Annotated in this window: 21 protein-coding genes and 2 pseudogenes; 8 read left to right on the plus strand and 15 right to left on the minus strand. The window is 61.9% G+C overall.

The genetic code is table 11. From position 1 onward, the window contains the following. From K0H47_RS25130 to K0H47_RS25185, 12 genes and pseudogenes are all read right to left on the minus strand, one after another. On the minus strand, positions 1–882 hold an 882-nt coding region (locus K0H47_RS25130), incomplete at its 3' end, for a 7TM-DISM domain-containing protein (protein WP_374106777.1). A 102-nt stretch (positions 883–984) separates the two neighbouring features. Then, complete coding sequence (gene purD, locus K0H47_RS25135; protein ID WP_063033325.1) at positions 985–2,277, minus strand: phosphoribosylamine--glycine ligase; 1,293 nt, start codon at positions 2,275–2,277, stop codon at positions 985–987. Between the two features lie 141 nt (positions 2,278–2,418). Next, complete coding sequence (purH, locus tag K0H47_RS25140; RefSeq protein ID WP_003217323.1) at positions 2,419–4,026, minus strand: bifunctional phosphoribosylaminoimidazolecarboxamide formyltransferase/IMP cyclohydrolase; 1,608 nt, start codon at positions 4,024–4,026, stop codon at positions 2,419–2,421. An 81-nt stretch (positions 4,027–4,107) separates the two neighbouring features. Then, positions 4,108–4,428 (minus strand): DNA-binding transcriptional regulator Fis, encoded by a 321-nt coding sequence (gene fis / locus K0H47_RS25145; protein WP_003186237.1) that lies wholly within the window; start codon positions 4,426–4,428, stop codon positions 4,108–4,110. Next, positions 4,425–5,438, minus strand: a complete 1,014-nt coding sequence (gene dusB / locus K0H47_RS25150) for a tRNA dihydrouridine synthase DusB (RefSeq protein WP_017478423.1) — start codon at positions 5,436–5,438, stop codon at positions 4,425–4,427. Before dusB ends, fis begins: the two co-directional genes overlap by 4 nt. A gap of 185 nt (positions 5,439–5,623) precedes the next feature. Then, complete coding sequence (locus tag K0H47_RS25155) at positions 5,624–6,886, minus strand: DUF3426 domain-containing protein (RefSeq protein ID WP_063033324.1); 1,263 nt, start codon at positions 6,884–6,886, stop codon at positions 5,624–5,626. Positions 6,887–6,916: 30 nt separating this feature from the next. Then, positions 6,917–7,795 (minus strand): 50S ribosomal protein L11 methyltransferase, encoded by an 879-nt coding sequence (gene prmA / locus K0H47_RS25160; protein WP_017478425.1) that lies wholly within the window; start codon positions 7,793–7,795, stop codon positions 6,917–6,919. Positions 7,796–8,084: 289 nt separating this feature from the next. Next, positions 8,085–9,446 carry an acetyl-CoA carboxylase biotin carboxylase subunit gene (accC, locus tag K0H47_RS25165; protein WP_010174033.1) on the minus strand — a complete coding sequence of 454 codons (1,362 nt, stop codon included), beginning with the start codon at positions 9,444–9,446 and terminating at the stop codon, positions 8,085–8,087. 17 nt (positions 9,447–9,463) lie between these two features. Further along, complete coding sequence (gene accB, locus K0H47_RS25170; protein ID WP_003217309.1) at positions 9,464–9,925, minus strand: acetyl-CoA carboxylase biotin carboxyl carrier protein; 462 nt, start codon at positions 9,923–9,925, stop codon at positions 9,464–9,466. A gap of 25 nt (positions 9,926–9,950) precedes the next feature. Then, positions 9,951–10,406 carry a type II 3-dehydroquinate dehydratase gene (gene aroQ, locus K0H47_RS25175; RefSeq protein WP_219273803.1) on the minus strand — a complete coding sequence of 152 codons (456 nt, stop codon included), beginning with the start codon at positions 10,404–10,406 and terminating at the stop codon, positions 9,951–9,953. Between the two features lie 264 nt (positions 10,407–10,670). Continuing rightward, positions 10,671–11,165: pseudogene (locus tag K0H47_RS31505) on the minus strand (methyl-accepting chemotaxis protein); the annotation flags it as partial. Between the two features lie 1,519 nt (positions 11,166–12,684). Beyond that, on the minus strand, positions 12,685–14,355 hold the full coding sequence (locus tag K0H47_RS25185; protein ID WP_063033322.1) for a PleD family two-component system response regulator: 1,671 nt from the start codon (positions 14,353–14,355) through the stop codon (positions 12,685–12,687). Between the two features lie 274 nt (positions 14,356–14,629). On the opposite strand from K0H47_RS25185, the gene K0H47_RS25190 reads away from it, so the two are divergent. From K0H47_RS25190 to K0H47_RS25210, 5 genes are all read left to right on the plus strand, one after another. Next, positions 14,630–15,697: a DUF2333 family protein gene (locus tag K0H47_RS25190; RefSeq protein ID WP_063033321.1), complete on the plus strand. Its 1,068-nt coding sequence runs from the start codon at positions 14,630–14,632 to the stop codon at positions 15,695–15,697. Positions 15,698–15,699: 2 nt separating this feature from the next. After that, positions 15,700–16,236, plus strand: coding sequence for an NUDIX hydrolase (locus K0H47_RS25195; protein ID WP_219273804.1), 537 nt, complete (start codon positions 15,700–15,702; stop codon positions 16,234–16,236). Between the two features lie 173 nt (positions 16,237–16,409). Continuing rightward, the gene (locus K0H47_RS25200; RefSeq protein WP_177070029.1) at positions 16,410–16,781 is read left to right on the plus strand and encodes a translation initiation factor Sui1; all 372 of its coding nucleotides are present in this window, start codon (positions 16,410–16,412) and stop codon (positions 16,779–16,781) included. A 212-nt stretch (positions 16,782–16,993) separates the two neighbouring features. Then, positions 16,994–18,907 carry an arginine decarboxylase gene (gene speA / locus K0H47_RS25205; RefSeq protein WP_017478431.1) on the plus strand — a complete coding sequence of 638 codons (1,914 nt, stop codon included), beginning with the start codon at positions 16,994–16,996 and terminating at the stop codon, positions 18,905–18,907. Between the two features lie 167 nt (positions 18,908–19,074). Then, the gene (locus K0H47_RS25210) at positions 19,075–19,938 is read left to right on the plus strand and encodes an alpha/beta hydrolase (protein WP_219273805.1); all 864 of its coding nucleotides are present in this window, start codon (positions 19,075–19,077) and stop codon (positions 19,936–19,938) included. On the opposite strand, the gene K0H47_RS25215 is transcribed toward K0H47_RS25210, so the two are convergent. The 3 genes and pseudogenes from K0H47_RS25215 to K0H47_RS25220 form a co-directional block, all read right to left on the minus strand. Beyond that, positions 19,922–21,268 (minus strand): MATE family efflux transporter, encoded by a 1,347-nt coding sequence (locus tag K0H47_RS25215; protein WP_177039731.1) that lies wholly within the window; start codon positions 21,266–21,268, stop codon positions 19,922–19,924. The genes K0H47_RS25210 and K0H47_RS25215 overlap by 17 nt on opposite strands. Positions 21,269–21,423: 155 nt before the next feature. After that, a pseudogene (locus K0H47_RS31210) lies at positions 21,424–21,606 on the minus strand (DUF6124 family protein); the annotation flags it as partial. Between the two features lie 149 nt (positions 21,607–21,755). Next, positions 21,756–22,046 carry a hypothetical protein gene (locus tag K0H47_RS25220; protein WP_003212934.1) on the minus strand — a complete coding sequence of 97 codons (291 nt, stop codon included), beginning with the start codon at positions 22,044–22,046 and terminating at the stop codon, positions 21,756–21,758. A gap of 162 nt (positions 22,047–22,208) precedes the next feature. On the opposite strand from K0H47_RS25220, the gene K0H47_RS25225 reads away from it, so the two are divergent. From K0H47_RS25225 to K0H47_RS25235, 3 genes are read left to right on the plus strand one after another with little or no spacing between them, the layout of a single operon-like run. Next, positions 22,209–22,514 (plus strand): MazG-like family protein, encoded by a 306-nt coding sequence (locus K0H47_RS25225; protein ID WP_017478435.1) that lies wholly within the window; start codon positions 22,209–22,211, stop codon positions 22,512–22,514. Then, positions 22,511–23,260 (plus strand): methyltransferase domain-containing protein, encoded by a 750-nt coding sequence (locus K0H47_RS25230; protein ID WP_003212930.1) that lies wholly within the window; start codon positions 22,511–22,513, stop codon positions 23,258–23,260. Before K0H47_RS25225 ends, K0H47_RS25230 begins: the two co-directional genes overlap by 4 nt. 24 nt (positions 23,261–23,284) lie before the next feature. Then, complete coding sequence (locus tag K0H47_RS25235) at positions 23,285–23,890, plus strand: DUF4136 domain-containing protein (RefSeq protein ID WP_219273806.1); 606 nt, start codon at positions 23,285–23,287, stop codon at positions 23,888–23,890. Positions 23,891–23,913: the final 23 nt, after the last annotated feature.

The following is a 23,913-nucleotide window of genomic DNA, read 5'->3' on the forward strand; positions in this document are numbered from 1 at the left end:
GGTGATGATGTTCAGCGGCAACGTATTGACGAACAGCAGCAAAAGCCCGCTGAGGACGATCAACAGAATGTCGGCCATCAGCAGTTTGTTCAGCGGATGCGGGCCAAGAGGCGCAAAGAAGCGATAGGCAAACATCAGCCCGCACGGCGCCGTCAGCAGCAGGGCGAGGTACGCGCCGGGGGTTTGTACCGCGTGCCAGTTCGGCAGCCACGGGCCGACCACATTGAGCAACAGCGCCAGGCTGAGCAGCAGCAACACTTCACAGGCGGCGAGCCACAGGCTGCTGCGGGAGCGATGGTAGGCGTAGCGGGTCAGGTTATGCAGGATCAGCATCACCAGGCAGCCGAACAGCAGCCCGTAGATCAGCGTCTGGTTCTGGTTGGCCGCGGCGAGTACGGCGGGTTCCAGGGTGATGTAGGGGCGCAGCTCGTGTTCCGAGACCATGCGCAGGTACACGTCCAGCGGCTTCTGGCTTTGGGGCATCGGCAGCATGAAGTCGCTGCTGGGCAGCGGGCGCTCGGCCTGGGGCTGGCGGGTGCCGGTGGCTTGCTGCTCCACCAGGGTGTCGCCGTCGAGCACGTACAGGTTCAGGTGTGCCAGGTCTGGGGCGAATACCCGTAGCACTTGCTCGTGCTTGCCGGGTTGCAGCCTGAAGCGCACCCACAACGCACCATCCGGTTGCGCGGCGGTAATCCGGTCCAGTTCGATGGGGCTGAATTGATTGATGTAGCGGGGCGAGCGGATGTCGCTCAGTTGCAGATCGGCCTGTTCGTCAAGCAATACCGCCCAGCCACTGCCTTGTGCCGCGGCCTGGGCCGGAAGCAAGCAGAGCAAGGTCAGCAGACTGACAGTGAAACCTATGGCGATCCTGAGCCAGCGCACGGCGAAATCCCTTCGTAGGTTGATGCATGGGTATAACTATGCGCGGGGCCACAAGCGTAGGGCAAGGGCCAAGGGCCCCTGCCTAACCGAACGGATAGCTGTTTACTGACTTTCGCCACGCTCACGGGCAATGGCGCGGTAGCCAATGTCGGTGCGGTAGAAGCAGCCTTTCCAGTCGATCTTCGCCGCCAGCTTGTAAGCCTGTTGCTGGGCGGCATCTACGCTACTGCCCATGGCGGTTGCGCACAATACGCGACCACCGGCGGTGACGACCTTGCCATCCTTGAGCGCGGTGCCCGCGTGGAACACCTTGCCTTCCAGCGTAGCAGCCGCATCCAGACCTTCAATCACATCGCCCTTGGCGTAGTCGGCCGGGTAGCCGCCGGCGGCCAGCACGACGCCAACGCTTGGGCGCGGGTCCCACTGGGCTTCGACCTTGTCGAGGGCCTGGGCCAGCGCCGCCTCCACCAGCAGAACCAGGCTCGATTGCAGACGCAGCATCACCGGTTGGGTTTCCGGATCGCCGAAGCGGCAGTTGAACTCGATGACTTTCGGGTTACCGGCCTTGTCGATCATCAAGCCGGCGTACAGGAAGCCGGTGTACACGTTGCCTTCATCCGCCATGCCGCGCACGGTTGGCCAGATCACCAGGTCCATCACGCGCTTGTGCACTTCGGCAGTCACTACCGGAGCCGGGGAGTAAGCACCCATGCCGCCAGTGTTCGGGCCGCTGTCGCCGTCGCCCACGCGTTTGTGGTCCTGGCTGGTGGCCATCGGCAGTACGTTCTTGCCGTCGACCATCACGATGAAGCTGGCTTCTTCGCCGTCGAGGAATTCTTCGATCACTACGCGCGAACCGGCTTCACCGAAAGCGTTGCCGGCGAGCATGTCGCGCACGGCGTCTTCGGCTTCGGCCAGGGTCATCGCGACGATCACGCCTTTGCCGGCGGCCAGGCCGTCGGCCTTGATCACGATCGGTGCGCCGACCTCACGCAGGTAAGCCAGGGCTGGCTCGATCTCGGTGAAGTTCTGGTAGTCGGCGGTCGGGATCTTGTGGCGTGCCAGGAAATCCTTGGTGAAGGCTTTCGAACCTTCCAGCTGGGCAGCACCGGCGGTTGGGCCGAAGCAGTCCAGGCCACGGCTGCGGAACAGGTCCACAACACCGGCTACCAAAGGCACTTCCGGACCGACGATGGTCAGGGAAACGTTTTTCTCGGCAAAGTCCGCCAGTTGCTCAAGGGCCAACACGTCGATGGCGACGTTTTCGCATTTGGCTTCAATGGCGGTACCGGCGTTGCCGGGCGCAACGAAAACTTTCTGGACGCGCGGGTCCTGGGCAACTTTCCAGGCCAGGGCGTGTTCACGGCCACCGCTGCCAATGATCAAAACATTCATTTCAAAAACCTCGGATGACGCTGAATTCTGATCCTTCCCACGCTCTGCGTGGGAATGCCTCTTGTGACGCTCCGCGTCACGCTTTGGGACGCGGAGCGTCCCGGGCTCCATTCCCACGCCGAGCGTGGGAACGATCATCTGTTAGTGACGGAAGTGGCGCATGCCGGTAAACACCATGGCGATGCCGGCTTCATCGGCCGCTGCAATCACTTCTGCGTCACGCATCGAGCCGCCTGGCTGGATCACCGCTGTCACGCCAGCCTTGGCCGCATTGTCCAGGCCGTCGCGGAACGGGAAGAATGCGTCGGACGCCATCACCGAACCCTGTACCTGCAAGCCGGCATGCTCAGCCTTGATTGCAGCGATACGTGCCGAGTTCACGCGGCTCATCTGGCCGGCGCCAACACCGATGGTCTGGCGATTCTTGGCGTAGACGATGGCGTTGGATTTAACGTACTTGGCGACTTTCCAGGCGAAGATCAGGTCGTTGATTTCCTGTTCGGTCGGGGCGCGCTTGGTCACCACTTTCAGGTCGGCGCTGCCGATCATGCCGATGTCGCGGCTCTGTACCAGCAAGCCGCCGTTGACGCGCTTGTAGTCCCAGGCAGCGGCACGCTCAGCCGACCACTCGCCGCAGGCCAGCAGGCGCACATTGGCCTTGGCAGCAACGATGGCGCGGGCTTCTTCACTGACGGATGGGGCAATGATCACTTCAACGAACTGACGCTCGACGATCGCCTTGGCGGTCTCGGCGTCCAGCTCACGGTTGAAGGCAATGATGCCGCCGAAGGCCGACTCGGTGTCGGTGGCGTAGGCCAGTTCGTACGCCTGGCGGATACCGCCTTCAGCGTCCGGGCTCACGGCCACGCCGCACGGGTTGGCGTGCTTGACGATCACGCAGGCTGGCTTGACGAAGCTCTTCACACATTCCAGCGCGGCGTCGGTGTCGGCCACGTTGTTGTAGGACAGCTCTTTGCCTTGCAGTTGGGTCGCGGTGGCGATGCCGACTTCAGCAGGCTTGGCCTCAACGTAGAACGCCGCGCTCTGGTGCGGGTTCTCGCCGTAGCGCATTTCCTGGGCCTTGATGAACTGGCTGTTGAAGGTGCGCGGGAACTGGCTGCGACCTTCAGTGCTCAGGGTTTCAGCCGCTTGGTTCACGGTGCCCATGTAGTTGGCGATCATGCCGTCGTAGGCGGCGGTGTGTTCGAAGGCCTTGAGCATCAGGTCGAAGCGCTGGGCGTAGGTCAGGCCGCCGGCTTTCAGGCTTTCCAGTACGTTGGCGTAGTCGCTGGCGTTAACCACGATGGCCACGTCTTTGTGGTTCTTGGCTGCCGAGCGAACCATGGTCGGGCCGCCGATATCGATGTTTTCGATGGCGGTCGGCAGGTCGCAGCCTGGCTTGTTGATGGTGGCTTCGAACGGGTACAGGTTAACGGCCACCAGGTCGATCGGCTTGATGCCGTGCTCGCTCATGATGGCGTCGTCGATACCGCGACGACCGAGGATCCCGCCGTGGATTTTCGGGTGCAGGGTCTTGACCCGACCGTCCATCATTTCTGCGAAACCGGTGTAGTCCGCCACTTCCACTGCGGCCACGCCGTTGTCCTGCAGCAGTTTGAAGGTCCCGCCGGTGGAGAGAATCTCCACGCCCAGGGCTTCCAGCTCCCGGGCAAATTCGAGGATCCCGGTCTTGTCGGAGACACTGATCAAGGCACGGCGGATCGGCAGGCGGGTAGTCTGGTCGGTCATTTCAATTTCCATCAAAAGCAAAGGAGTCAGCAAAAAAGGCGTCCGTTTTTACGCGGGCGCCTTTCTGGTTTGATTGAATGCTTACAGCAAATCGTACTGCTTGAGTTTCTTGCGCAGCGTGCCACGGTTCAGACCGAGCAGCTCACTGGCCTTGGTCTGGTTGCCCTTGACGTAGTTCATTACGCTTTCGAGCAACGGCGCTTCGACTTCGGAGAGCACCAGGTTGTACACGTCCGTGACGGCAGCGCCCTCAAGGTGGGCGAAATAATTGTGCAGCGCCTTCTCGACACTCCCGCGAAGGGTCTGGCCTTCTTCGCTCGGCGTGTTGAGGTGCTGTTTCAAATTGACGTTGTCGCTCACGGGTGTTGTTCCACTCACTAAAGTCTCGGTCATCATCGTCATGCGGCCACCCCTTCTCCGTCCCCTGTCACCAGGCTCTTGTAACGCTCGGTGAAGAACTCACGAACGTTGGCGCACTGTGCTTCCGTATCATCCAAACGATTGAAGTGGGCGCGAAACTCCTTGGCGCCCGGCAAGGTTGCGAGATACCAGCCCACATGCTTGCGAGCAATGCGTACGCCCATCACGTCTCCATAGAAGGCGTGCAGGGCGGCCAGATGCTCTAGCAGAATACGTTCCACCTCGATCAGCTCCGGTGCCGGCAAGGTTTCGCCGGTACGCAGAAAATGCTCGATCTCACGAAAAATCCACGGCCGCCCCTGGGCAGCCCGGCCAATCAACAGGCCATCGGCGCCGGTCGCGTGCAGCACGCGCCGGGCTTTCTCGGCCGAATCGATGTCGCCGTTGGCAAAGACGGGGATCGACACCGCCTGCTTGATCGCGGCAATGGTGTCGTACTCGGCTTCACCGGTGTAAAGGTCGGCGCGGGTGCGGCCATGCACCGCCAGCGCTGTAATGCCCGCCTGCTCGGCGATCTTCGCCACCGTCAGGCCATTCTTGTTGTCCCGGTCCCAACCGGTGCGGATCTTCAGGGTGACCGGCACATCCACTGCAGCGACCACGGCATGCAGGATCTCGCTCACCAACTGCTCATCCTTCAACAGGGCAGAACCTGCGGCCTTGTTGCAGACCTTCTTGGCCGGGCAACCCATGTTGATATCAATAATCTGTGCCCCCAACTCCACGTTGGCCCGGGCCGCATCCGCCAGCATTTGCGCATCACCGCCGGCGATCTGTACCGAGCGGGGCTCGGGATCACCTTCGTGGATCATGCGCATCCGCGACTTGCGGGTGTTCCACAAGCTCATGTCGCTGGTGACCATTTCCGAGACTACAAGCCCTGCGCCCAAACGCTTGCAAAGCTGACGAAAGGGCTGGTCGGTGACGCCCGCCATCGGGGCGAGGATCAAGCCGTTGTGCAATGTGTATGGGCCGATGCGTACCGCCGACATAGGACTTCCCTGTTGTGGGGCCGGATCATTAGAGTTCGAAAAAGGGTTGGCATGATACCCGCTCTCGATGACTGGATAAAGGCTGAATTGGATAAAATCTGAACAGTTATTTTCTTATCGCCGCTGGTTTGGTCAAGGGCGGTGCAGTCAAGAATCCGCCGTCAAACCTTACCCCGTGTGCCGGATCACTCGGGAGAGTGGAAGCTCAGGCTGTAATTCACCGCTTTGTTGCCCGGGTCGAGGATGTCCAGGGCAATGTGGATCGGCGTCTGGGAGGGCATCTCGGTCACGCCGGCCAACTCGCCGCTGAGGTATTCGGCGGGTTTGAAGCGACGACTGGCGATCATATTCCCGTTCATGTCGGCAAAGCGTAGCTCCAACAGCGGGAACGGTTGGGAGAATGTCGCGCGGTTATAGATGATCGCGTCCACCACCAGGGCGCCCGCGAACTCCGGGTGGCTGCGCACGACCAGATTGCTGCTCTTGATGTGGGCGATATCGACCCGTGAGGGCACGGTGCAGCCCAGTTTCGGGCACAGTTCCTGGAACCACGGGCGGTAGGCGTCCTGGCGTGCCAGGTCGTCGAATTGGTAGGCGACGTATTGTCCCGCCAGGCCGGCGGCGGCCAGCAACACCAGCAAGCCCCAGAACAGGCGGCGACCCCAGCCGGAGGCGCGCTTCTGGGAGTAGAGGTGCAGCGGATCGTCTTCCAGATCCGAAAGCAGGTCGTCATGGGCGCCGGCTTCGGGGCGAGGGCGCTTGCGTTTGGGCTGCGGGCGTTCGGGTTGTTCGGCTTCCGGCTCTTCTGCTACGGCGGTTACCGGTGGATCGAGTTCGTCATCGGTGGTGTTCGCGTGCAGCACTGGTTCGTCGTCGGGCTCGACCGCTTCAAACGACATCGACGGTTCGGTGCGCTTGGGTTTGCCGGGGCTTGCCTTGGCCGGTTGCGGTTCATCATCGGCCGGTTGCGGGGCTTGCGACCGTTCATCCCGTGGCTCACTGAACAGGCTGGCGGCCCATTGCTCTTCCTCGGCCTTGGCCGTATCGCGGCTGGCGCTGAGGGCGTCTTCCTTTTGCCGGCGGTCGGCGCCGGGCTGGCGACGGTCTGCACCCACAGGCTGGGTGTGTTGAATCTCGCGACGTTCCAGCTTGGCCAGTTCTTCGTCGAGGTCCAGGTTATCCAGGTCAAGCTCTTCGGCGTTCCATTGCTTCTGGCTGATGGCCCGCGGTGCTTCGGGTGGCGGTTCTGCTGCTGGTGGTGGCTCTACCGCTGTTGGTGCCTGGGGCACGGGCGCACTGGCGCGCTGCTCCAGCAGTTGGCGAGCGGCATTGAACACTTGCAGGCATGAGCCACAGCGCACCACGCCACGGGCCACGCTCAATTGAGCGTGGTTGACGCGAAAGCGTGCTTGGCAATGTGGGCACTGGGTGACGAAACTGTCGGTCATGCGGCCATCCGATTCATGCAGGCGCTCATTCTAGCGCCGACGACCACTGATGCGTACCCAGCCATCGCGGTTGGCGATCGGATCCAGCTCGAAATCCTGGGCGTAGGCGGCGGCAACGTCTTCGCCTTGTTCGGCGAGGATGCCCGACAGCGCCAGGCGGCCGCCCGGCTTGACCAGGCTCGACAGCTGCGGTGCCAGGGCGACCAGCGGCCCGGCGAGGATGTTGGCCACCAGTACGTCGGCTTGCACCTGGGGCAATTGCTCCGGCAGGTACAGCGGGAATTTCTCTTCGGCGATGTTATTGCGCCCGGCGTTATCGCGGGAGGCTTCCAGGGCTTGCACGTCGATATCGGTACCGACGGCTTCCTTGGCGCCCAGCAGCAGGGCGGCGATGGCCAGGATCCCTGAACCGCAGCCGAAGTCCAGCACGTTGCAGTCTTTCAGGTCCTGGCCGTCAAGCCATTCCAGGCACAGGGCGGTGGTCGGGTGAGTGCCGGTGCCGAAGGCCAGGCCCGGGTCCAGCAGCAGGTTGACGGCGTCAGGCTCGGGGGCGGCGTGCCAGCTCGGCACGATCCACAGGCGCTGGCCAAAACGCATCGGCTGGAAGTTGTCCATCCAGCTGCGTTCCCAATCCTGGTCTTCGATGATTTCGCTGTGGTGCTCCGGCAGTGGGCCGCCGGTGAGCAGCTCCATATGGGCCAGTACGCTGGCGGCATCGGTGCCGTCTTCGAACAGGGCCAGCAGATGGGTGTGGGACCACAGCGGGGTGGTGTTGAGCTCGGGCTCGAAGATCGGCTGGTCTTCGGCGTCCATGAAGGTCACCGACACGGCGCCCACTTCGAGGAACGCGTCTTCGTAGGTTTCGGCTTGTTCTGGGCTGATGGCGAGACGGACTTGCAGCCAAGGCATGGCGGGCACCTTTGAAAAAATGAGTGTGCAGCGGGGTAGGGCTGCGAAAGACGCGCAAGTTTACGCGAGCGAACAGCAGAAGACGACTGTACTGCTGGGGTACACAAAACAAAAATGTGGGAGCGGGCTTGCTCGCGAATGCGGTGTGTCAGTCATGGATGTGTTGACTGGCACACCGCATTCGCGAGCAAGCCCGCTCCCACAAGGGGAATGTATCCATCCAGGAAAGGCGGGTGGGCACAAACAACAAAGCCGCCCGAAGGCGGCTTTGTTGGGTGGATCACTTCGCTTACTGATTAGCCAGCTTGTGTTCCAGGTAGTGAATGTTCACACCACCTTCGCAGAAGCCTTCATCGCGAACCAGATCCCGATGCAACGGGATGTTGGTCTTGATGCCGTCTACCACGATTTCGTCCAGGGCGTTACGCATACGGGCCATGGCCTCGTCGCGGGTGGCGCCCCAGGTGATCAGCTTGCCGATCAGCGAGTCGTAGTTGGACGGAACCTTGTAGCCGCTGTACAGGTGCGAATCCACGCGTACGCCGTTGCCGCCGGGCGCGTGGAAATGCTTGACCAGGCCAGGGCTTGGGATAAAGGTTTTCGGGTCTTCGGCGTTGATCCGGCACTCCAGGGAGTGGCCGTGGATCTTCACATCATCCTGGGTAAACGACAGCTTGTTGCCAGCGGCGATGCTCAGCATCTCCTTGACGATGTCGATACCGGTGACCATTTCCGAAACCGGATGCTCTACCTGCACACGAGTGTTCATCTCGATGAAGTAGAAACGACCGTTCTCGTACAGGAACTCGAAAGTGCCCGCGCCACGGTAGTTGATGTCGATGCACGCCTTGACGCAGCGAGCCAGTACTTCCTGGCGAGCAGTTTCATCCAGGCCCGGCGCCGGCGCTTCTTCCAGTACCTTCTGGTGACGACGTTGCAGCGAGCAATCGCGGTCGCCCAAGTGGATGGCGTGGCCCTGGCCGTCGGACAGTACTTGTACTTCCACGTGACGTGGGTTGGTCAGGTACTTTTCCAGGTAGACCATCGGGTTGCCGAACCAGGCGCCCGCTTCGGAGCGGGTCTGCTTGGCGGCTTCGATCAGGTCTTCTTCCTTGTGCACCACGCGCATGCCGCGACCACCACCGCCGCCGGCGGCCTTGATGATCACCGGGTAACCGACTTCGCGACCAATGCGCAGGGCGGTTGCCTCGTCTTCAGGCAGCGGGCCGTCGGAACCTGGAACGGTTGGCACGCCGGCCGCGATCATGGCGTCCTTGGCCGATACCTTGTCGCCCATCAGGCGAATGGTTTCAGCTTTCGGGCCGATGAAGGCAAACCCGGATTTCTCTACCTGTTCGGCGAAATCGGCGTTTTCCGCGAGGAAGCCGTAGCCCGGGTGAATGCCATCGGCACCGGTCACTTCAGCGGCGGCGATGATGTTCGAGACTTTCAGGTACGAGTTCGTGGCCAGTGGCGGGCCGATGCAGATGCTTTCGTCCGCCAGTTTCACGTGCATCAATTCGGTATCGGCCGTCGAGTAAACAGCGACGGTCTTGATGCCCTCTTCCTTACAGGCGCGCAGGATACGCAGCGCGATCTCGCCGCGGTTGGCGATCAGGACTTTTTGCAGTTTCTTCGCAGGTTTCAACATCGAAGGCGCTCCGCGGTTCAAACGATGGTGAACAGCGGCTGGTCGTACTCAACCGGCTGACCGTTTTCTACCAGGATGGATTCGATAACGCCGGCTTTTTCAGCCGTGATGTGGTTCATCATCTTCATCGCTTCAACGATGCAGATGGTGTCGCCCACTTTCACGGTTGCGCCGACTTCAACGAAGGCTGGCGAGGTCGGTGCCGGGGTGCGGTAGAACGTACCGACCATTGGCGACTTGACCACGAAACCGTTCAGTTTTGGAGCAGCAGGGGCTTCGGCAGCAGCCGCAACCGGAGCAGCAGCCACTGGCGCAGCGGCCGGAGCCGGCGCTTGCATCTGAGGTGCGTAGAACTGTTGGGCCGGGGTCTTGCTGTGACGGCTGATCCGTACGGATTCTTCGCCTTCCTTGATCTCCAGCTCGTCGATACCGGATTCTTCCAGCAGTTCGATCAGTTTCTTAACTTTACGGATATCCATGAATCATCAACTCCCAAAGGGTCGGTCAGGGGCGCTTGGCCGTGTCTTCAAGCTGTTCCAGGGCGGCCTCCAGGGCCAGTCGGTAACCGCTGGCGCCAAGGCCGCAGATCACTCCTACCGCAATGTCGGAGAAGTAAGAGTGATGGCGGAAAGGTTCGCGTTTGTGCACGTTCGATAAATGCACTTCGATGAATGGGATGCTCACCGCCAGCAGCGCGTCACGTAATGCAACGCTTGTGTGCGTAAAAGCGGCTGGATTGATCAGGATAAAGTCCACGCCTTCGCTGCGCGCGGCATGGATGCGATCAATCAGTTCGTACTCGGCATTGCTTTGCAGGTAGAGCAGATGGTGGCCGGCATCACGTGCCCGTCGTTCCAGATCGAGGTTGATCTGTTCGAGGGTCACTGACCCGTAGACGCCCGGTTCGCGGGTGCCGAGCAGGTTCAGGTTGGGTCCGTGAAGAACCAGTAAGGTCGCCATCGGCTGTTCCTTGTTATTGATGTGGGCACGGTAGAACCCGGCGACTATGCCGCAAAGGCTTTGTGACTGTCCAGTTCTATGCAGTAGGCAGCACGATTAGCGAGGATTGCGCAAAATATGTGACCGCAAGACTGAATCCGGTCAGTGTGGGAGCGGGCTTGCTCGCGAAGGCGGTGGTTCAGCCGCCACATGCGTTGACGGGTGCGCCACCTTCGCGAGCAAGCCCGCTCCCACATTTTGATCTTCATAAGACAGGAGAGCCGGTTAGACGCGGAATGCCTGCACGGCGGTATTGAGTTGCCCGCCAAGTACCAGCAAGTGCTCTCCCTGGCGGCGTCCCTGGCCAATTCGCAGCAAGTTGTCCTCGCCCAGCTGGTGAATCCGCTCACTGTTATCGCGGATTTCGCTCACGGCACCACTCTGCTGGGCGGTGACATCGGCAATCCGCACCGCAGTGTCGGAAATGGTCTGGATCGCCCCGACGATTTCATCCAGTGCGCCGTCAGCCGCCTGGGCCTGCTCGGCGGTGGCTTCGGCGTGTTCGACCTGGGCGCGCATGCCTTCCACCGATTGCCGGGCGGCGGTTTGCAGGCCGGCGATCAGGTGCTGGATTTCGGCGGTGGCGCCGGCGGTGCGTTGGGCCAGGGAGCGCACTTCATCGGCTACCACGGCGAACCCGCGCCCGGCCTCACCGGCCCGGGCGGCTTCGATGGCGGCGTTCAGCGCCAGCAGGTTGGTCTGGTCGGCAATTGAGCGAATCACCGTGAGTACGCCGCCGATGGTTGCGGATTCCTCGGCGAGTTTCTCGATCATCTGCGCATTTATCTGCACTTCGCCGACCAAGGCGTGCAACCCGTTCAGGCTCAGGCCGATCACCCGTTGGCCCTGTTCCACGGCTTGGCCTGCACTGCGGCTGGCCTGGGCGGCCTGGCTGGCGTCGCCGGCAACCTGCTGGATCGTGGCTTCCAGTTCGCCCAGGGAATCGCGAATCTGCGCGGTGTCACCGGCCTGGCGCTCGGCACCGTCGTGCATGCCGCTGCTCAATTCGGCCAGGGCGCTGCTGCTGCCGGCCACTTGCTCGGCGTTGCCGCGGATGGTGCCCACCAGGTCCACCAGATAAGCACGCAGGCGATTCAGGGACTCTTCGATATCGTGCAGTTCGCGGTTGGTCTTGCCCAAGGCAATGTGTTGGCTGAAGTCGCCTTCGGCCCAGGTGGACAAGGCGGGCGCCAGGTTGGTCAGCACCCGCGCCAGGCGCCGCTGCAAGGTGTCGATCAACAGCGCGATCAGCAAAATCAGGCCGATCATGACGCCTTGCATCAGCCGCACTTCACCCTGGATCTGCGCATGCTGGGCCCGCACCACCGGCTCCAGCCCGGCAATGGCTTGCTGCACCGCGTTGATTTTCAGGTGGGTGCTACTGGCCAGTTCGGTGCGTTGCTGGATTTGTTCGCGGGTGCGTTTCAGCTCGGCGGGGTAGCGAGTCAGCAGGCTGTTGAGTTCGCGCTTGAGGTCGACGCCGGTGTCTTGGGCCACGGCTTTTTCAGTGTTTTCCAGGCCCATCATGGCCGAGAAATCGTCGGTACTGGACTCGCTGCTGGCGGTCACCCCCAGTAATGGCAGTTGCCCCAGCAGGTCAGCCTGGCTGCGGATATTGCTGACTTCGCGCTCCACATCGTCAGCCAGTTCGCTGCGCCCGCTGCTTACCAGCTTGTCCCGGGCCAGGGAGAGTTTGGCCAGGTGCTGGGACGCCGCGAGCAACGGCGGCAGATAACGCGCCGCGTCGGGGGAGGTGACACCGCTGGCGTACTGATTCATTTGCTCCAGATTGGCGCCGAGCTCGCGTTCGGCTTGCAGCAGCAAGGCCTGCGGGTCGCCCGCCAGCTTGCCGGCGGCCAGCAGGTCGGTCTTGCTGAAGTTATCCAGGTCTACCAGGCTGGGGCGCAGGTTTTGCGCCAGGTCTGCGGGTAACTCATCCAGATGCTGCAACAGGTTTTCCAGGCTCTGGCTGGCGCTGCTCAGGCGCAGGGCGTCGCCGCTGGCCAGGTAATCGTCGATATTGCGCGCGGCCTGGTTTTGAAAGGTCTGCGACAGGCCGAGGTAGCGCTCCATCAACAGATAGGGCCGCTCCAGGGCGCGTTGCGACCACCAGAGCGTCGCGCCCAGAGCCAGGCAAACAGCGACCAGAAGGAGGGTGTTCAGATTCGTCAGCAGCTTCAGGCGCATGCGTGGTTTCAACCGACAGCAGAAGTAAGTGCCTGAAGTTATTGCGTTTCTATTACAGAGTTATGACGGATTCGGTGGATTCCGGTGAAAAGGTGGCACTTTGCTTTGATGCGCGCGCCGACATCACCCGGTTACGCCCCGCATCCTTGGCGCGGTACAGCGCCTCGTCGGCCTGGGCCGCCATCATCAGGCTGTCGGAGCCATCACACAGTTCCACCACGCCGGCGCTGAAGGTGCACCACAAATCCTGGGGCTGGGCGGGGTAGTGAATCTCGGCAAAGCGCCCACGGATTTCGTCGAGCACTTTGCAGGCGGCGTCGAGATCGGTGTCGGGCATCACGATGGCAAATTCTTCACCGCCGTAACGGCCTATATAGTCGGTCTTGCGCAGGCGCTGCTTGAGAAACAGCGCGAGGCTCTTGATCACCCGGTCGCCCATGGGGTGGCCGTGGCTGTCGTTGACCCGCTTGAAGTGGTCGATGTCGAGCATCGCAAAGCTCAGTGGCTTGCTCTCGCGGCGTGCGCGGAAGCTGCAGTCTTCGAGCAATTGCAGGATGTGCGTGTGGTTGTACAGCCCGGTGAGGCTGTCGCGCACCATCCGCGCTTTTAGGTTGCGCGCCCGCGCCGCACGGTTGCGTACGGTGGTAATCAGGTGCCGCGGCTTGATCGGCTTGGTGAGGAAGTCGTCGCCGCCTTCGCTCATGGCGTCCAGTTGCTTGTCCAGGTCGTCTTCGGCCGAGAGGTAGATGATCGGCACGCTGACGTAGCGGTCATTGTGGCGGATCACCTTGGCCAGCTCGGTACCGGTGCAGGCCGGCATATACATGTCGAGGATGATCAGGTCGGGCTGGAAATCCGCCAGCTCGGCCATGGCCTGGATCGGTTCGATCAGCGTGCGGGTGACGATGCCGGCGCTGTTGAGCAGGCGCTCGGTGTGCATCGCCTGGGCCCGCGAGTCGTCGATGATCAGCACTTTATAAGGTTCGTACTGGGCGACGCAGGTCAGTACTTCGATTTTTTCCAGCAGGCTCGACGCCTCCAGGGTTCCGGTGAGGAACTCCTGGCCGCCGGCGCGCACGGCGGCCAGGCGGGTGGGGGTGTCGGTTTCGTGCAGGCTGAAAAACAGCAGCGGCAGTTTTTGCTCCAGGCCTTCCTGGGCTTCGGCGGCGAGTTTCAAGCCCAGGCCGGTGCCGCAGAAATCCACATCCATGACGATGGCTGCCGGCAATCGCTCGGCCATCGATGAGCGAAATGCTGCCACGCTGTCGAGGGACTGGGCACTCAAGCCAAAAAACTCCAACTGCTTGGCCAGGCGCTCGGCGCGGTCGTGGTCGGCCAGCATCACGTAGATCGGCTTGCGCATCGGCGGCAGGAGGGTTTGTTCCAAGTGGTCGCCCTGGCGCAGGCCGGTGCGGGACAGGCGCTGCATCAGGCGATTGAGTTCGGTGATCAGGTGGCTGCTCAGGCGGCCGCGGTTGTCGTCCACCGCCTTGAGTGAAGCGTTGATCTGGTGCGCCAGTTGGCCGTGCTCCGGCTGCTCGAAGCGTTCGGCAAAACGCAGCAGGCGCAGGTTGGCCTCGCCGAGTTCGGTCAAGTCGGCGGTCGACCATTCGCTGCGTTGCAGGCGCTGCCAGATCTCAAGAATTTGACGTGCCTGATGAATTACCCGCTGGGCAAAATGGTGCTTGAGACGCTCACGGCTGGGGTCTTCTGGCTCGGTCATATCCTGACTACTAGTTAGGCTGCATGCTGAGGTCGAACTGATGGCTCTATGCTAGCACCTCTTTTCCGTTGCACGAGTGTCATACGTCAATTAACTGCAAGGTCGCAGAGATTCATTTATCGACCATGCAGTCGCGCGGGCGTAAACAGCGTGCATCCTTTATAGTCGAACCGCGTACTCGCGCCACCCTGGCTAAAAGCGCCGCACTGCTCGGCACGATGGGGCAGGGTTGTGGTCGTAGCTATTGAACTCAAGTGATTGAAAGGATATCGCCATGCTGGACTGGAAAAACCGCGCAGGCAGTGCAAAGGGCCCGGCCCCTGAAACCAAGTCGGCCCCCCGCAGCTATTTCCGTAACCTGCTGATGAGCCGCGCGTTGCTCTCGCTGGTTGCGTTGTACCTGTTGGTCACCGGTGCCCTGGGTTGGTACTGGAGCGAAGAGCCTGCGTTGTTCCCGGTCCAGCAGAATGCGCAAATTGCCGCCGAGAAGGATGGCAAGCAGATGGTGGTGGGCTTTACCACCGTCGAAACCCTCAAGACCGTGGTAGGCACCCTGCTGAACAAGCCGGGTGGCTACATTTCCAACGACCGTTTCCCACCGGGCCTGTGGATGGACAACATGCCGAGCTGGGAATACGGCGTGCTGGTGCAGGTACGTGACTTGACCCGTGCCTTGCGCAAAGACTTCGCCCGTTCCCAGTCGCAGTCGGCGGAAGACGCGGACCTGGCCAAGGCCGAGCCGCGCTTCAACTTCGACAACAAGAGCTGGGTGCTGCCGTCCAGCGAGTCGGAATACCAGGAAGGCATCAATTCCCTGAGCCGCTACGAAGCGCGTTTGTCTGACCCGAATCAGCGCGGCGCGCTGTTCTATGCCCGTGCCGACAACCTGAACAACTGGCTGGGTGATGTGGCGACCCGTTTGGGTTCGCTGTCGCAACGGCTGTCGGCCAGTGTGGGTCGGGTCAAGCTCAACACCGCGCTGAAAACCGAAGCGCTGGCGCCGGGTGAAGTGCCGCAGGTCGATGAAGAAGTGGTGGAAACCCCATGGATGCAGATCGACAACGTGTTCTACGAAGCCCGCGGCCAGGCCTGGGCCCTGTCCCACCTGCTGCGCGCCATCGAAGTCGACTTCGCTGATGTGCTGGCCAAGAAGAACGCCACCGTCAGCGTGCGCCAGATCATTCGTGAGCTGGAAGCTTCGCAGGAACCCGTGTGGAGCCCGATGATTCTCAACGGCAGTGGTTTTGGCATCCTGGCCAACCATTCGCTGGTGATGGCCAACTATATTTCCCGGGCCAACGCTGCAGTGATCGACTTGCGTCAGCTCCTGAACCAGGGTTGATGATGGACGCTTCCACCAGGGAGGCTGCGCACCGCGCCGCCTCCGACGCCGAACTGATTGCCTGGGTCGACGAGCAGGACAACCTGCTCGGCAGCCTGGTGCGCTCCGACCTGCGCCAGCGCGGGCTGATCGGGCGCTGCACCTTTATCTTCCTGTTCAACTCTGCCGGTGAGCTGTGTGTGCACCGGCGCACCCTGAGCAAAGCCATGTACCCGGGGTTTTGGGACACGGCGGCGGGCGGAATGGTGGCGGCCCACGAGTCCTACGCCGAATCGGCGGCCCGTGAGCTGGAAGAGGAACTGGGTGTCAGCGGCGTCGAACTGACCGCCCACGATCACTTCTACTTCGAAGACGGCGACAGCCGGCTCTGGTGCACCTCGTTCTCGGCCGTATGGGACGGGCCCCTTCGGATCCAGCCGGAAGAAGTCATGGAGGCGCGCTTTCTACCCCTGGCGACGGTGCTTCAGGAGGCTGAGCAAAAGCCCTATTGCCCGGATGCCCAGGAAGGCTTGCGTCGTTATTTGGCCCTGCGTCGCTAAAGTTGCATAAATTGGCGCCATTTGGCTCTTAGCAAGGGGCCTTTTTGCCGTTACACTGCGCGACTTTTCAGGCTGAACCGCTCTCGCGGTTCAGTAGCGCTGCCCCTGCCTGAGTGGGGCTTCGCGGTCGATGATCCCATCGATCAGTCTTTGTCCTCCCAAGAGGATTGCCGGTGGCCAAAAAAGCCGCATCCTTCGCCGCCCTTGGTGGCCTGGTATTTTCCACCGACGCAGGTCGACACTGCCCGGACTGTCGCCAGCCCGTGGACGCGTGTACCTGCAAAACAACCCTGATTCCCGAAGGCGATGGTATTGCCCGCGTACGTCGCGAGAGCAAGGGCCGTGGCGGCAAGACGGTGACCACCATCACCGGCGTGCCCCTGGCCGAAGACGCCCTGAAGGCGTTGGCCACGACGCTGAAAAAGCGCTGTGGCACCGGGGGTGCCTTGAAAGACGGCATCATCGAGATTCAGGGCGACCACGTCGAGTTGCTGTTGGCCGAGCTGATCAAGCTGGGTTACAAGGCGAAGAAATCCGGCGGCTAGCAGCCTCTGTGAAAACCACCCCGATGACCCGCTTGCTGAACGCGAACTGTCGTCTCCATGGTTTTCACAGAGCCTGTTCCTGACCGGTGTCTAAACTCTGTCCTGCAAGTGGGGTCTACCCCTCTCACAGGCAAATCGTCATTTTCATTCTTTAGACTGCGCCAGCCTCTGATCAGGCTGGTGCACTTCGACTTCATTTATAGGGGACTTCGATGTCCGTACGACGCACACGCAAAGACGATGGCAGCCAATGGACAGTTGCGGACAGCCGCAGTGTTTACGGGATTCGCCATTGGGGGGCCGGGTATTTCGCGATCAATGATGCCGGTCGCGTTGAAGTCCGTCCGAACGGCCCGAACAGCACGCCTGTCGACCTGTACGAGCAAGTCGACGAGCTGCGCAAAAGCGGCTTGTCCCTGCCGTTGCTGGTGCGCTTCCCCGACATTCTGCAAGACCGCGTGCGCCAGTTGACCGGTGCCTTCGATTCCAACATCGAGCGCCTGGAATACCAGAGCCAATACACCGCGCTGTACCCGATCAAGGTGAACCAGCAGGAAGCGGTGATCGAGAACATCATCGCCACCCAGGACGTGTCCATTGGCCTGGAAGCCGGCTCCAAGCCTGAGCTGCTGGCCGTGCTGGCCCTGGCCCCGAAAGGCGGCACCATCGTCTGCAACGGTTACAAAGACCGTGAGTTCATTCGCCTCGCGCTGATGGGCCAGAAGCTCGGCCACAACGTATTCATCGTGATCGAGAAAGAATCCGAAGTCGGCCTGGTGATCGAAGAAGCCGCCAACCTCAAGGTCAAGCCTCAGGTGGGCCTGCGGGTGCGCCTGTCGTCCCTGGCGTCGAGCAAGTGGGCAGACACCGGTGGCGAGAAATCCAAATTCGGTCTGTCGGCGGCGCAACTGCTGTCGGTGGTCGAGCGCTTCCGCGCGGCGGGCCTGGACCAGGGCATCCGCCTGCTGCACTTCCACATGGGTTCGCAGATCGCCAACCTGGCCGACTACCAGCACGGGTTCAAGGAAGCCATTCGTTACTACGGCGAACTGCGCAACCTCGGCCTGCCGGTGGACCACATCGACGTGGGCGGCGGCCTGGGCGTGGACTACGACGGTACCCACTCGCGTAACGCCAGCTCCATCAACTACGACATGGACGACTACGCCGGCGTGGTCGTGGGCATGCTCAAGGAATTCTGCGACGCGCAAAGCCTGCCGCATCCGCACATTTTCTCCGAGAGCGGCCGTTCCCTGACCGCCCACCACGCCATGCTGGTGGTGCAAGTCACCGACGTCGAGAAACACAACGACGACGTGCCGCTGATCGAGAACAAGGAAAGCCTGCCGGAAACCGTGCAATGGCTGGTGGACCTGCTGGGCCCGACCGACATTGAAATGGTCACCGAAACCTACTGGCGCGCCACTCACTACATGAGCGACGTGGCCACCCAGTACGCCGACGGCAAGATCACCCTGGCAGAAAAAGCCCTGGCCGAGCAGTGCTACTTCGCCGTCTGCCGCCGCCTGCACGACTCGTTGAAAGCCCGCCAGCGTTCCCACCGCCAGGTGCTGGACGAACTCAACGACAAGCTGGCCGACAAGTACATCTGCAATTTCTCGGTATTCCAGAGCCTGCCTGACACCTGGGCCATCGGCCAGGTGCTGCCGATCCTGCCGCTGCATCGCCTCGACGAAGAGCCGCTGCGCCGTGCGGTGCTGCAGGACCTGACCTGCGACTCCGACGGCAAGATCAAGCAGTACGTCGACGAGCAAAGCATCGAGACCAGCCTGCCGGTGCACGCCGTGAAAGAAGGTGAGGACTACCTGCTGGGGATCTTCCTGGTGGGTGCCTACCAGGAAATCCTTGGCGACATGCACAACCTGTTCGGTGACACCGACTCGGTGAACATCTACCAGCGCGAAGACGGTTCGGTGTACAGCGCCGGGATCGAGACCCACGACACCATCGAAGACATGCTGCGCTACGTGCATTTGTCGCCGGAGGAGTTGATGACTCACTACCGTGACAAGTGCGCCAGCGCGAAGATCACGGCGGCGGAGCGGACTCAGTTCCTGGATGCGTTGCGTCTTGGTTTGACGCGTTCGTCGTACCTGTCCTCGTAAGTACACCGACTTCAAGGTAGACCCGGCTCTAATGTGGGAGCCGGGCTTGCCCGCGATGACGGAGTGTCAGGCAGCCAATGGGCTAGCTGACCCACCGCCATCGCAGGCAAGCCAGCTCCCACCTTTGATCAGCGTTTTGGCAGTACCCTCCTTATAGGGCCTGAACGATGTCGAGCAAACTCCTGCAAGTGTTCACCCTGGCCATCGCGACGCTGCTCGCAGCCTGCTCCCCGATCAAAGTGCTCAACGCACTCACCCCCACCAGCACCTTCACCAAAACATCTTCCATCGCCTACGGCGACGACCCCCGCCAGAAACTCGATATCTACCGCCCCGTCACCGCCTTGCCCGACGCGCCCGTCGTGGTGTTTTTCTATGGCGGCAGCTGGAACAGCGGCTCAAAGGATGACTACGGTTTCGTCGGCGAAGCCCTGGCTTCGCGCGGCATCGTGGTGGTGATCGCCGACTACCGGCTTTACCCACAAGTGCGCTACCCACTGTTTTTGCAGGACGGCGCCCAAGCAGTTGCGTGGGCGCATCAGCACAGTGCCGAGTACGGTGGCGATCCCCGCAAGCTGTATGTGATGGGCCACAGTTCCGGTGCGTACAACGCGGCAATGCTGGCGCTGGACCCACAGTGGTTGGCCGGGGTCGGCCTGTCGCCGTCAGTCTTCAAGGGATGGATCGGCCTCGCCGGGCCGTATGATTTCCTGCCGATTGAAAACCGCGAGGTGCGCCCGGTGTTCTTCTTCCCGGATTCGCCACCCGATTCCCAACCCATCAACCACGTCAGCGATGACGCGCCGCCGAGCCTGTTGATTGCCTCGGTGGACGACAACCTGGTCAACCCCACGCGTAATACCGGCGGGTTGGCGAACAAGCTGCGGGCGGCGGGCGTGCCGGTGGAGGCGTTCTACTTCACCAAGACCAGCCACGCGACATTGGTGGCCTCGATCTCCCGGCCGCTGCGCTGGCTGGCGCCCGTGTTGGACCGGGTCACGGCGTTTATCAAGTTCACGCCGGGCCAGTAAGCCAGCGGTCCTGTTTGTTCAGGCGCCAGGCAATTGCCCACAGCGTCAGGCTGCGCAGGGCCATGAACAGCAGGAAGGTTATCCACAAACCGTGGTTGCCAAGGCCCTGCAAGGCCCAGGCGAAGGGCAGCACAATCACCACCGTCAGCAGCATGCCATTGCGCATTTCCCGGGCGCGGGTGGCGCCGATGAACAGGCCGTCCAGCAGGTAGCTCCACACGGCGATCAACGGCAGCACGGCGAGGTAGGGCAGGTAGATGTCGGCGGTTTCGCGCACGCTTGGGATATCGGTTTGCATCGCGATAAACAAGTGGCCGAACACGGCGAACAGGATCGCGAAACCGATACTCGCCAGCAGTGACCAACCACAGGCCACCACCAGCGAGCGGCGCAAGGCCTGGCGGTCGTGGGCGCCGATGGCGTGGCCGCACAAGGCTTCCACGGCGTGGGCCAGTCCGTCCAGGGCGTGAGCCGTCAGCAACAGACCATTCAGCAGCAGCGCGTTCGCCGCCACCGTCGCATCACCCAATCTGGCGCCTTGCACGGTGATCATGAAAAACACTGATTGCAGGGCCAGGCTGCGAATGAAGATATCGCGGTTTACCGCCAGCAGCGGGCGCCAGCTTTGCCACAGCTTGAGTGCGGCCCAGGCGATATGGCCGGGGTAGGCTCGCAGGGCTTTTTGGGTGAGGGCCAGGCCGAGCAGGGCGCCGGTCCATTCGGCGATCACCGAGGCGCGGGCCGAGCCAACCACGCCCCAATCCAGACCCAGGACGAACCACAGGTTGAGGGCGATATTCACCAGGTTGGTGGTCAGCAGAATCGCTAGCGGCGCGCGAGCGTTCTGGGTGCCGAGGAACCAGCCCACCAGCGCGTAGCTGGCCAGGGCTGCGGGCAGGCCGAAGAGGCGGGTGTGGAAGAATTCCCGGGTCAGCTGGTTCAGCTCGGGGGAGGGCTGCATCCAGTCCAGCACCAGGCCGCTTAACGGAATGCCGATGCTGCCGAGCAACATCGCCAGGCCCAGCGCCAGCAGCAGTCCTTGCAACAGAATCTGCCTCAGCGCGGCGCCGTCACCGCGCCCGGCAGCCTGGGCGGCAAAACCGGTGGAGCCCATGCGCAGGAAGCCCATGGCCCAGGCGAGGAAGGTGTACAGGCTGGCCCCGACGGCCACGGCACCGAGTTGATGGGCGTGGGGCAGGTGGCCGATGACCATGCTGTCCACCAGCGCTACCAGTGGTACGGAGATGTTCGACAAAATCATCGGCGCGGCGAGGGCCCACACGCGGCGGTGGGTGGGGCGGTCGCGCCAGTCGGTTAGCAGGGAAGTCATGCGGGCTCCTTTGGGGAGCGGTAGTGTAACTGGCTGCACGCTCATCTGTTGCCTGGGCGATCGCTATCGCGGGCAAGCCCGGCTCCCACACTTGGAATGCATTCCCCTGTGGGAGCTGGCTTGCCTGCGATAGCGATCACCCAGGCAATGAAGGCTTAAGTTTTACGCGGGTGCAGGCATTCGATTGAGCGGTCGACGGTGGTCTTGGCAATTTCCAGCAGATGCCAAACCGCCAGGATCTTCGCCCGCTGTGGACTCTCCAGCAGCTCGCTGCAATCAAGCGCAGTCGCCGAGGCGCTGCTCAGCAGGCTGGCGGTGTAGAGCAGGGAATCTTCGAATTGCGCTCACTAATTCCGGGCGACTAAACCCGATCACTGATAGGCAGTGAAGGAGCGAAGACTAGCCACCGGTCCGGGCAGGCACAAGGCTGAAAGATTGTCTCGGAAACGTCCCTCAAATTAAAGGGATTTGCCTTGCTGGCCCTTTATTAATGCACCACCCAACTGAGCACCCAGAGCCCGAGCATCAACCAGATAATCCCCATGATGATTGAAGCCCGCATAAACGCGCGCACCGCCGAGTACAGCAGCATCAAGCCGATAATCAGCATGAGGATGCTGATGATCGAGGTGTCCATCCCTAAGGATCTGGACAGCCCGTCGACAAAGTCGCCGCCCGCGTGGGACAGGGTGTTGAACAGCCCGCTGAACAACTCGACGATAAAGTGGATGATCTGGCCGATCTTGAGACCCAGCCATCCGAAAAAATCTGTTTGCATGTGTGTGTCCTGATAAGACGGTGGGCGTAGCTGCCGAACCTGAGCCTTTGTTCGTTATAGGCCCAAGCTAGTTCCCTTCTAGCATAGAGGTTTACGGGCCGCAGGGATTCACTTGCCTTCGCGCGGCTTGCGCCCGAAGCTATACACCTTCAGGAGCCCCCCATGAATCTCGACCACCTCACCGAACGCCTGCACCGCATCCGCGATACCAACGACTGGAAGCAGTTCCACAGCCCCAAGAACCTGGCGATGGCCGCCAGCGTTGAAATGGCCGAGCTGGTGGAGATATTCCAGTGGCTGAGCGAAGACCAGTCGCGCCAGTTGCCCGCCGACAAACTCGCCCATGCCGGCCAGGAAGTGGGCGACATTGTGCTGTACCTGCTGCTGTTGTGCAGCGAATTGGGGTTGGACATGGATCAGGTGGTACAGGCCAAACTGGCCGACAGCGAACGGCGGTTTGCCAAATGAGTGACCGTCATTTCGACCAGCTTGCCACCCGTTTCGCCGAGAAGATCTACGGCGGCGCCAAGGGCGCGATTCGCCTGGCGGTGCTCCAGGCCGACCTGATTGAAGCGCTGCCGGATCGTCCGCTGCGGGTACTGGATATCGGTGCCGGCCTGGGCCATATGTCACTGTGGCTGGCCGAGCGCGGCCACGACGTGACCCTGGCGGAACCCGCTGAGCCGATGCTCGAAGGCGCCCGCCAGCGTTTCGCCGAAGCCGGGCAGACCGCCACCTTCATTCAGGCACCCTGGCAAGACCTGCTCGGCCAGCTCACCGAACCCTACGACCTGGTGCTGTGCCACGCCGTGCTGGAATGGCTGGCCGAACCCCACGCGATCCTGCCGGTGTTGCACCAGTTGACCGCACCCGGTGGCTGGCTGTCCCTGGCCTTCTACAATCGCGATGCGTTGATTTACCGCAACCTGCTCAAAGGCCACTTCCGCAAAATGCGCAAGAACGACATGGCCGGTGAAAAACAGAGCCTCACGCCGCAGCAACCCCTGGACCCACGGGAGTTGGCGACGCAACTAGAGGGCCTGTGGCAGGTCGAAACCCAAAGTGGCGTGCGGGTGTTCCACGACTATATGCCGGTGGAATTCCAGGCCCGCGCCGAGTTGCTGGATTTGTTGGAGATGGAGCTCGCACATCGTCGTCACCCAAGCTTTGCCGGACTTGGGCGTTATTTGCACTGGATCTGCCGTCCGGTTTAAGCGGCCCAGTCTGCGGAGGTCGAAATGAAGCGCTGTCTTGGACTGATCCTGCTGGGCCTGGGCCTGGCGGGTTGCCATAGCCCCAACCCGTATGTGGCGGCATCCGCCCCGATGCCGCCGGCCCCTGCCCAGGCGGCCAACACCTTTGATGCCAGCGCCTACCCTGCGCCGGTGCGCGACTATGGCGCCTATCGCAGTTGGGCCTGGCTCAACAACCAACTGCCGGCGGGTTCGGCCTGGGCCGATTCGGCGCAGATCGCCGAGGCCGTCAGCGGCGCCCTCGATCAGCGCGGCCTGCGCCCCTTGCATGACAATCGCACCCCCGACCTGCTGGTAAGCGCCGATGTGCGCCTGGAAAAACGCCTGCGCCAGGTCCAGGACGACTATGGCTACGGTTACGGCGGCTATAACCGCTACGGCAACGGCTACGGCATGTACAACAGTGTGCCGGTGGTACGCACTTATGAAGTGACGGTGGCCGTGGCGCGCATCAGCCTGTTCGACGCGCGCACCCGCCAGCCGGTATGGAGCACCAGCGCCGAAACCACGAGCCAGGGCAGCCTCAGCGAACGCGCCGACTCCCTGCGTGAGGCGATGCAAAAGGCAATGACTGCCTACCCACCCAGTTAGCAGCTATTCTCATCTCAGGCCCG

Origin of the sequence: Pseudomonas sp. Xaverov 83 (assembly GCF_019352905.1) — a bacterium.
Taxonomy (GTDB): domain Bacteria; phylum Pseudomonadota; class Gammaproteobacteria; order Pseudomonadales; family Pseudomonadaceae; genus Aquipseudomonas; species Aquipseudomonas yamanorum.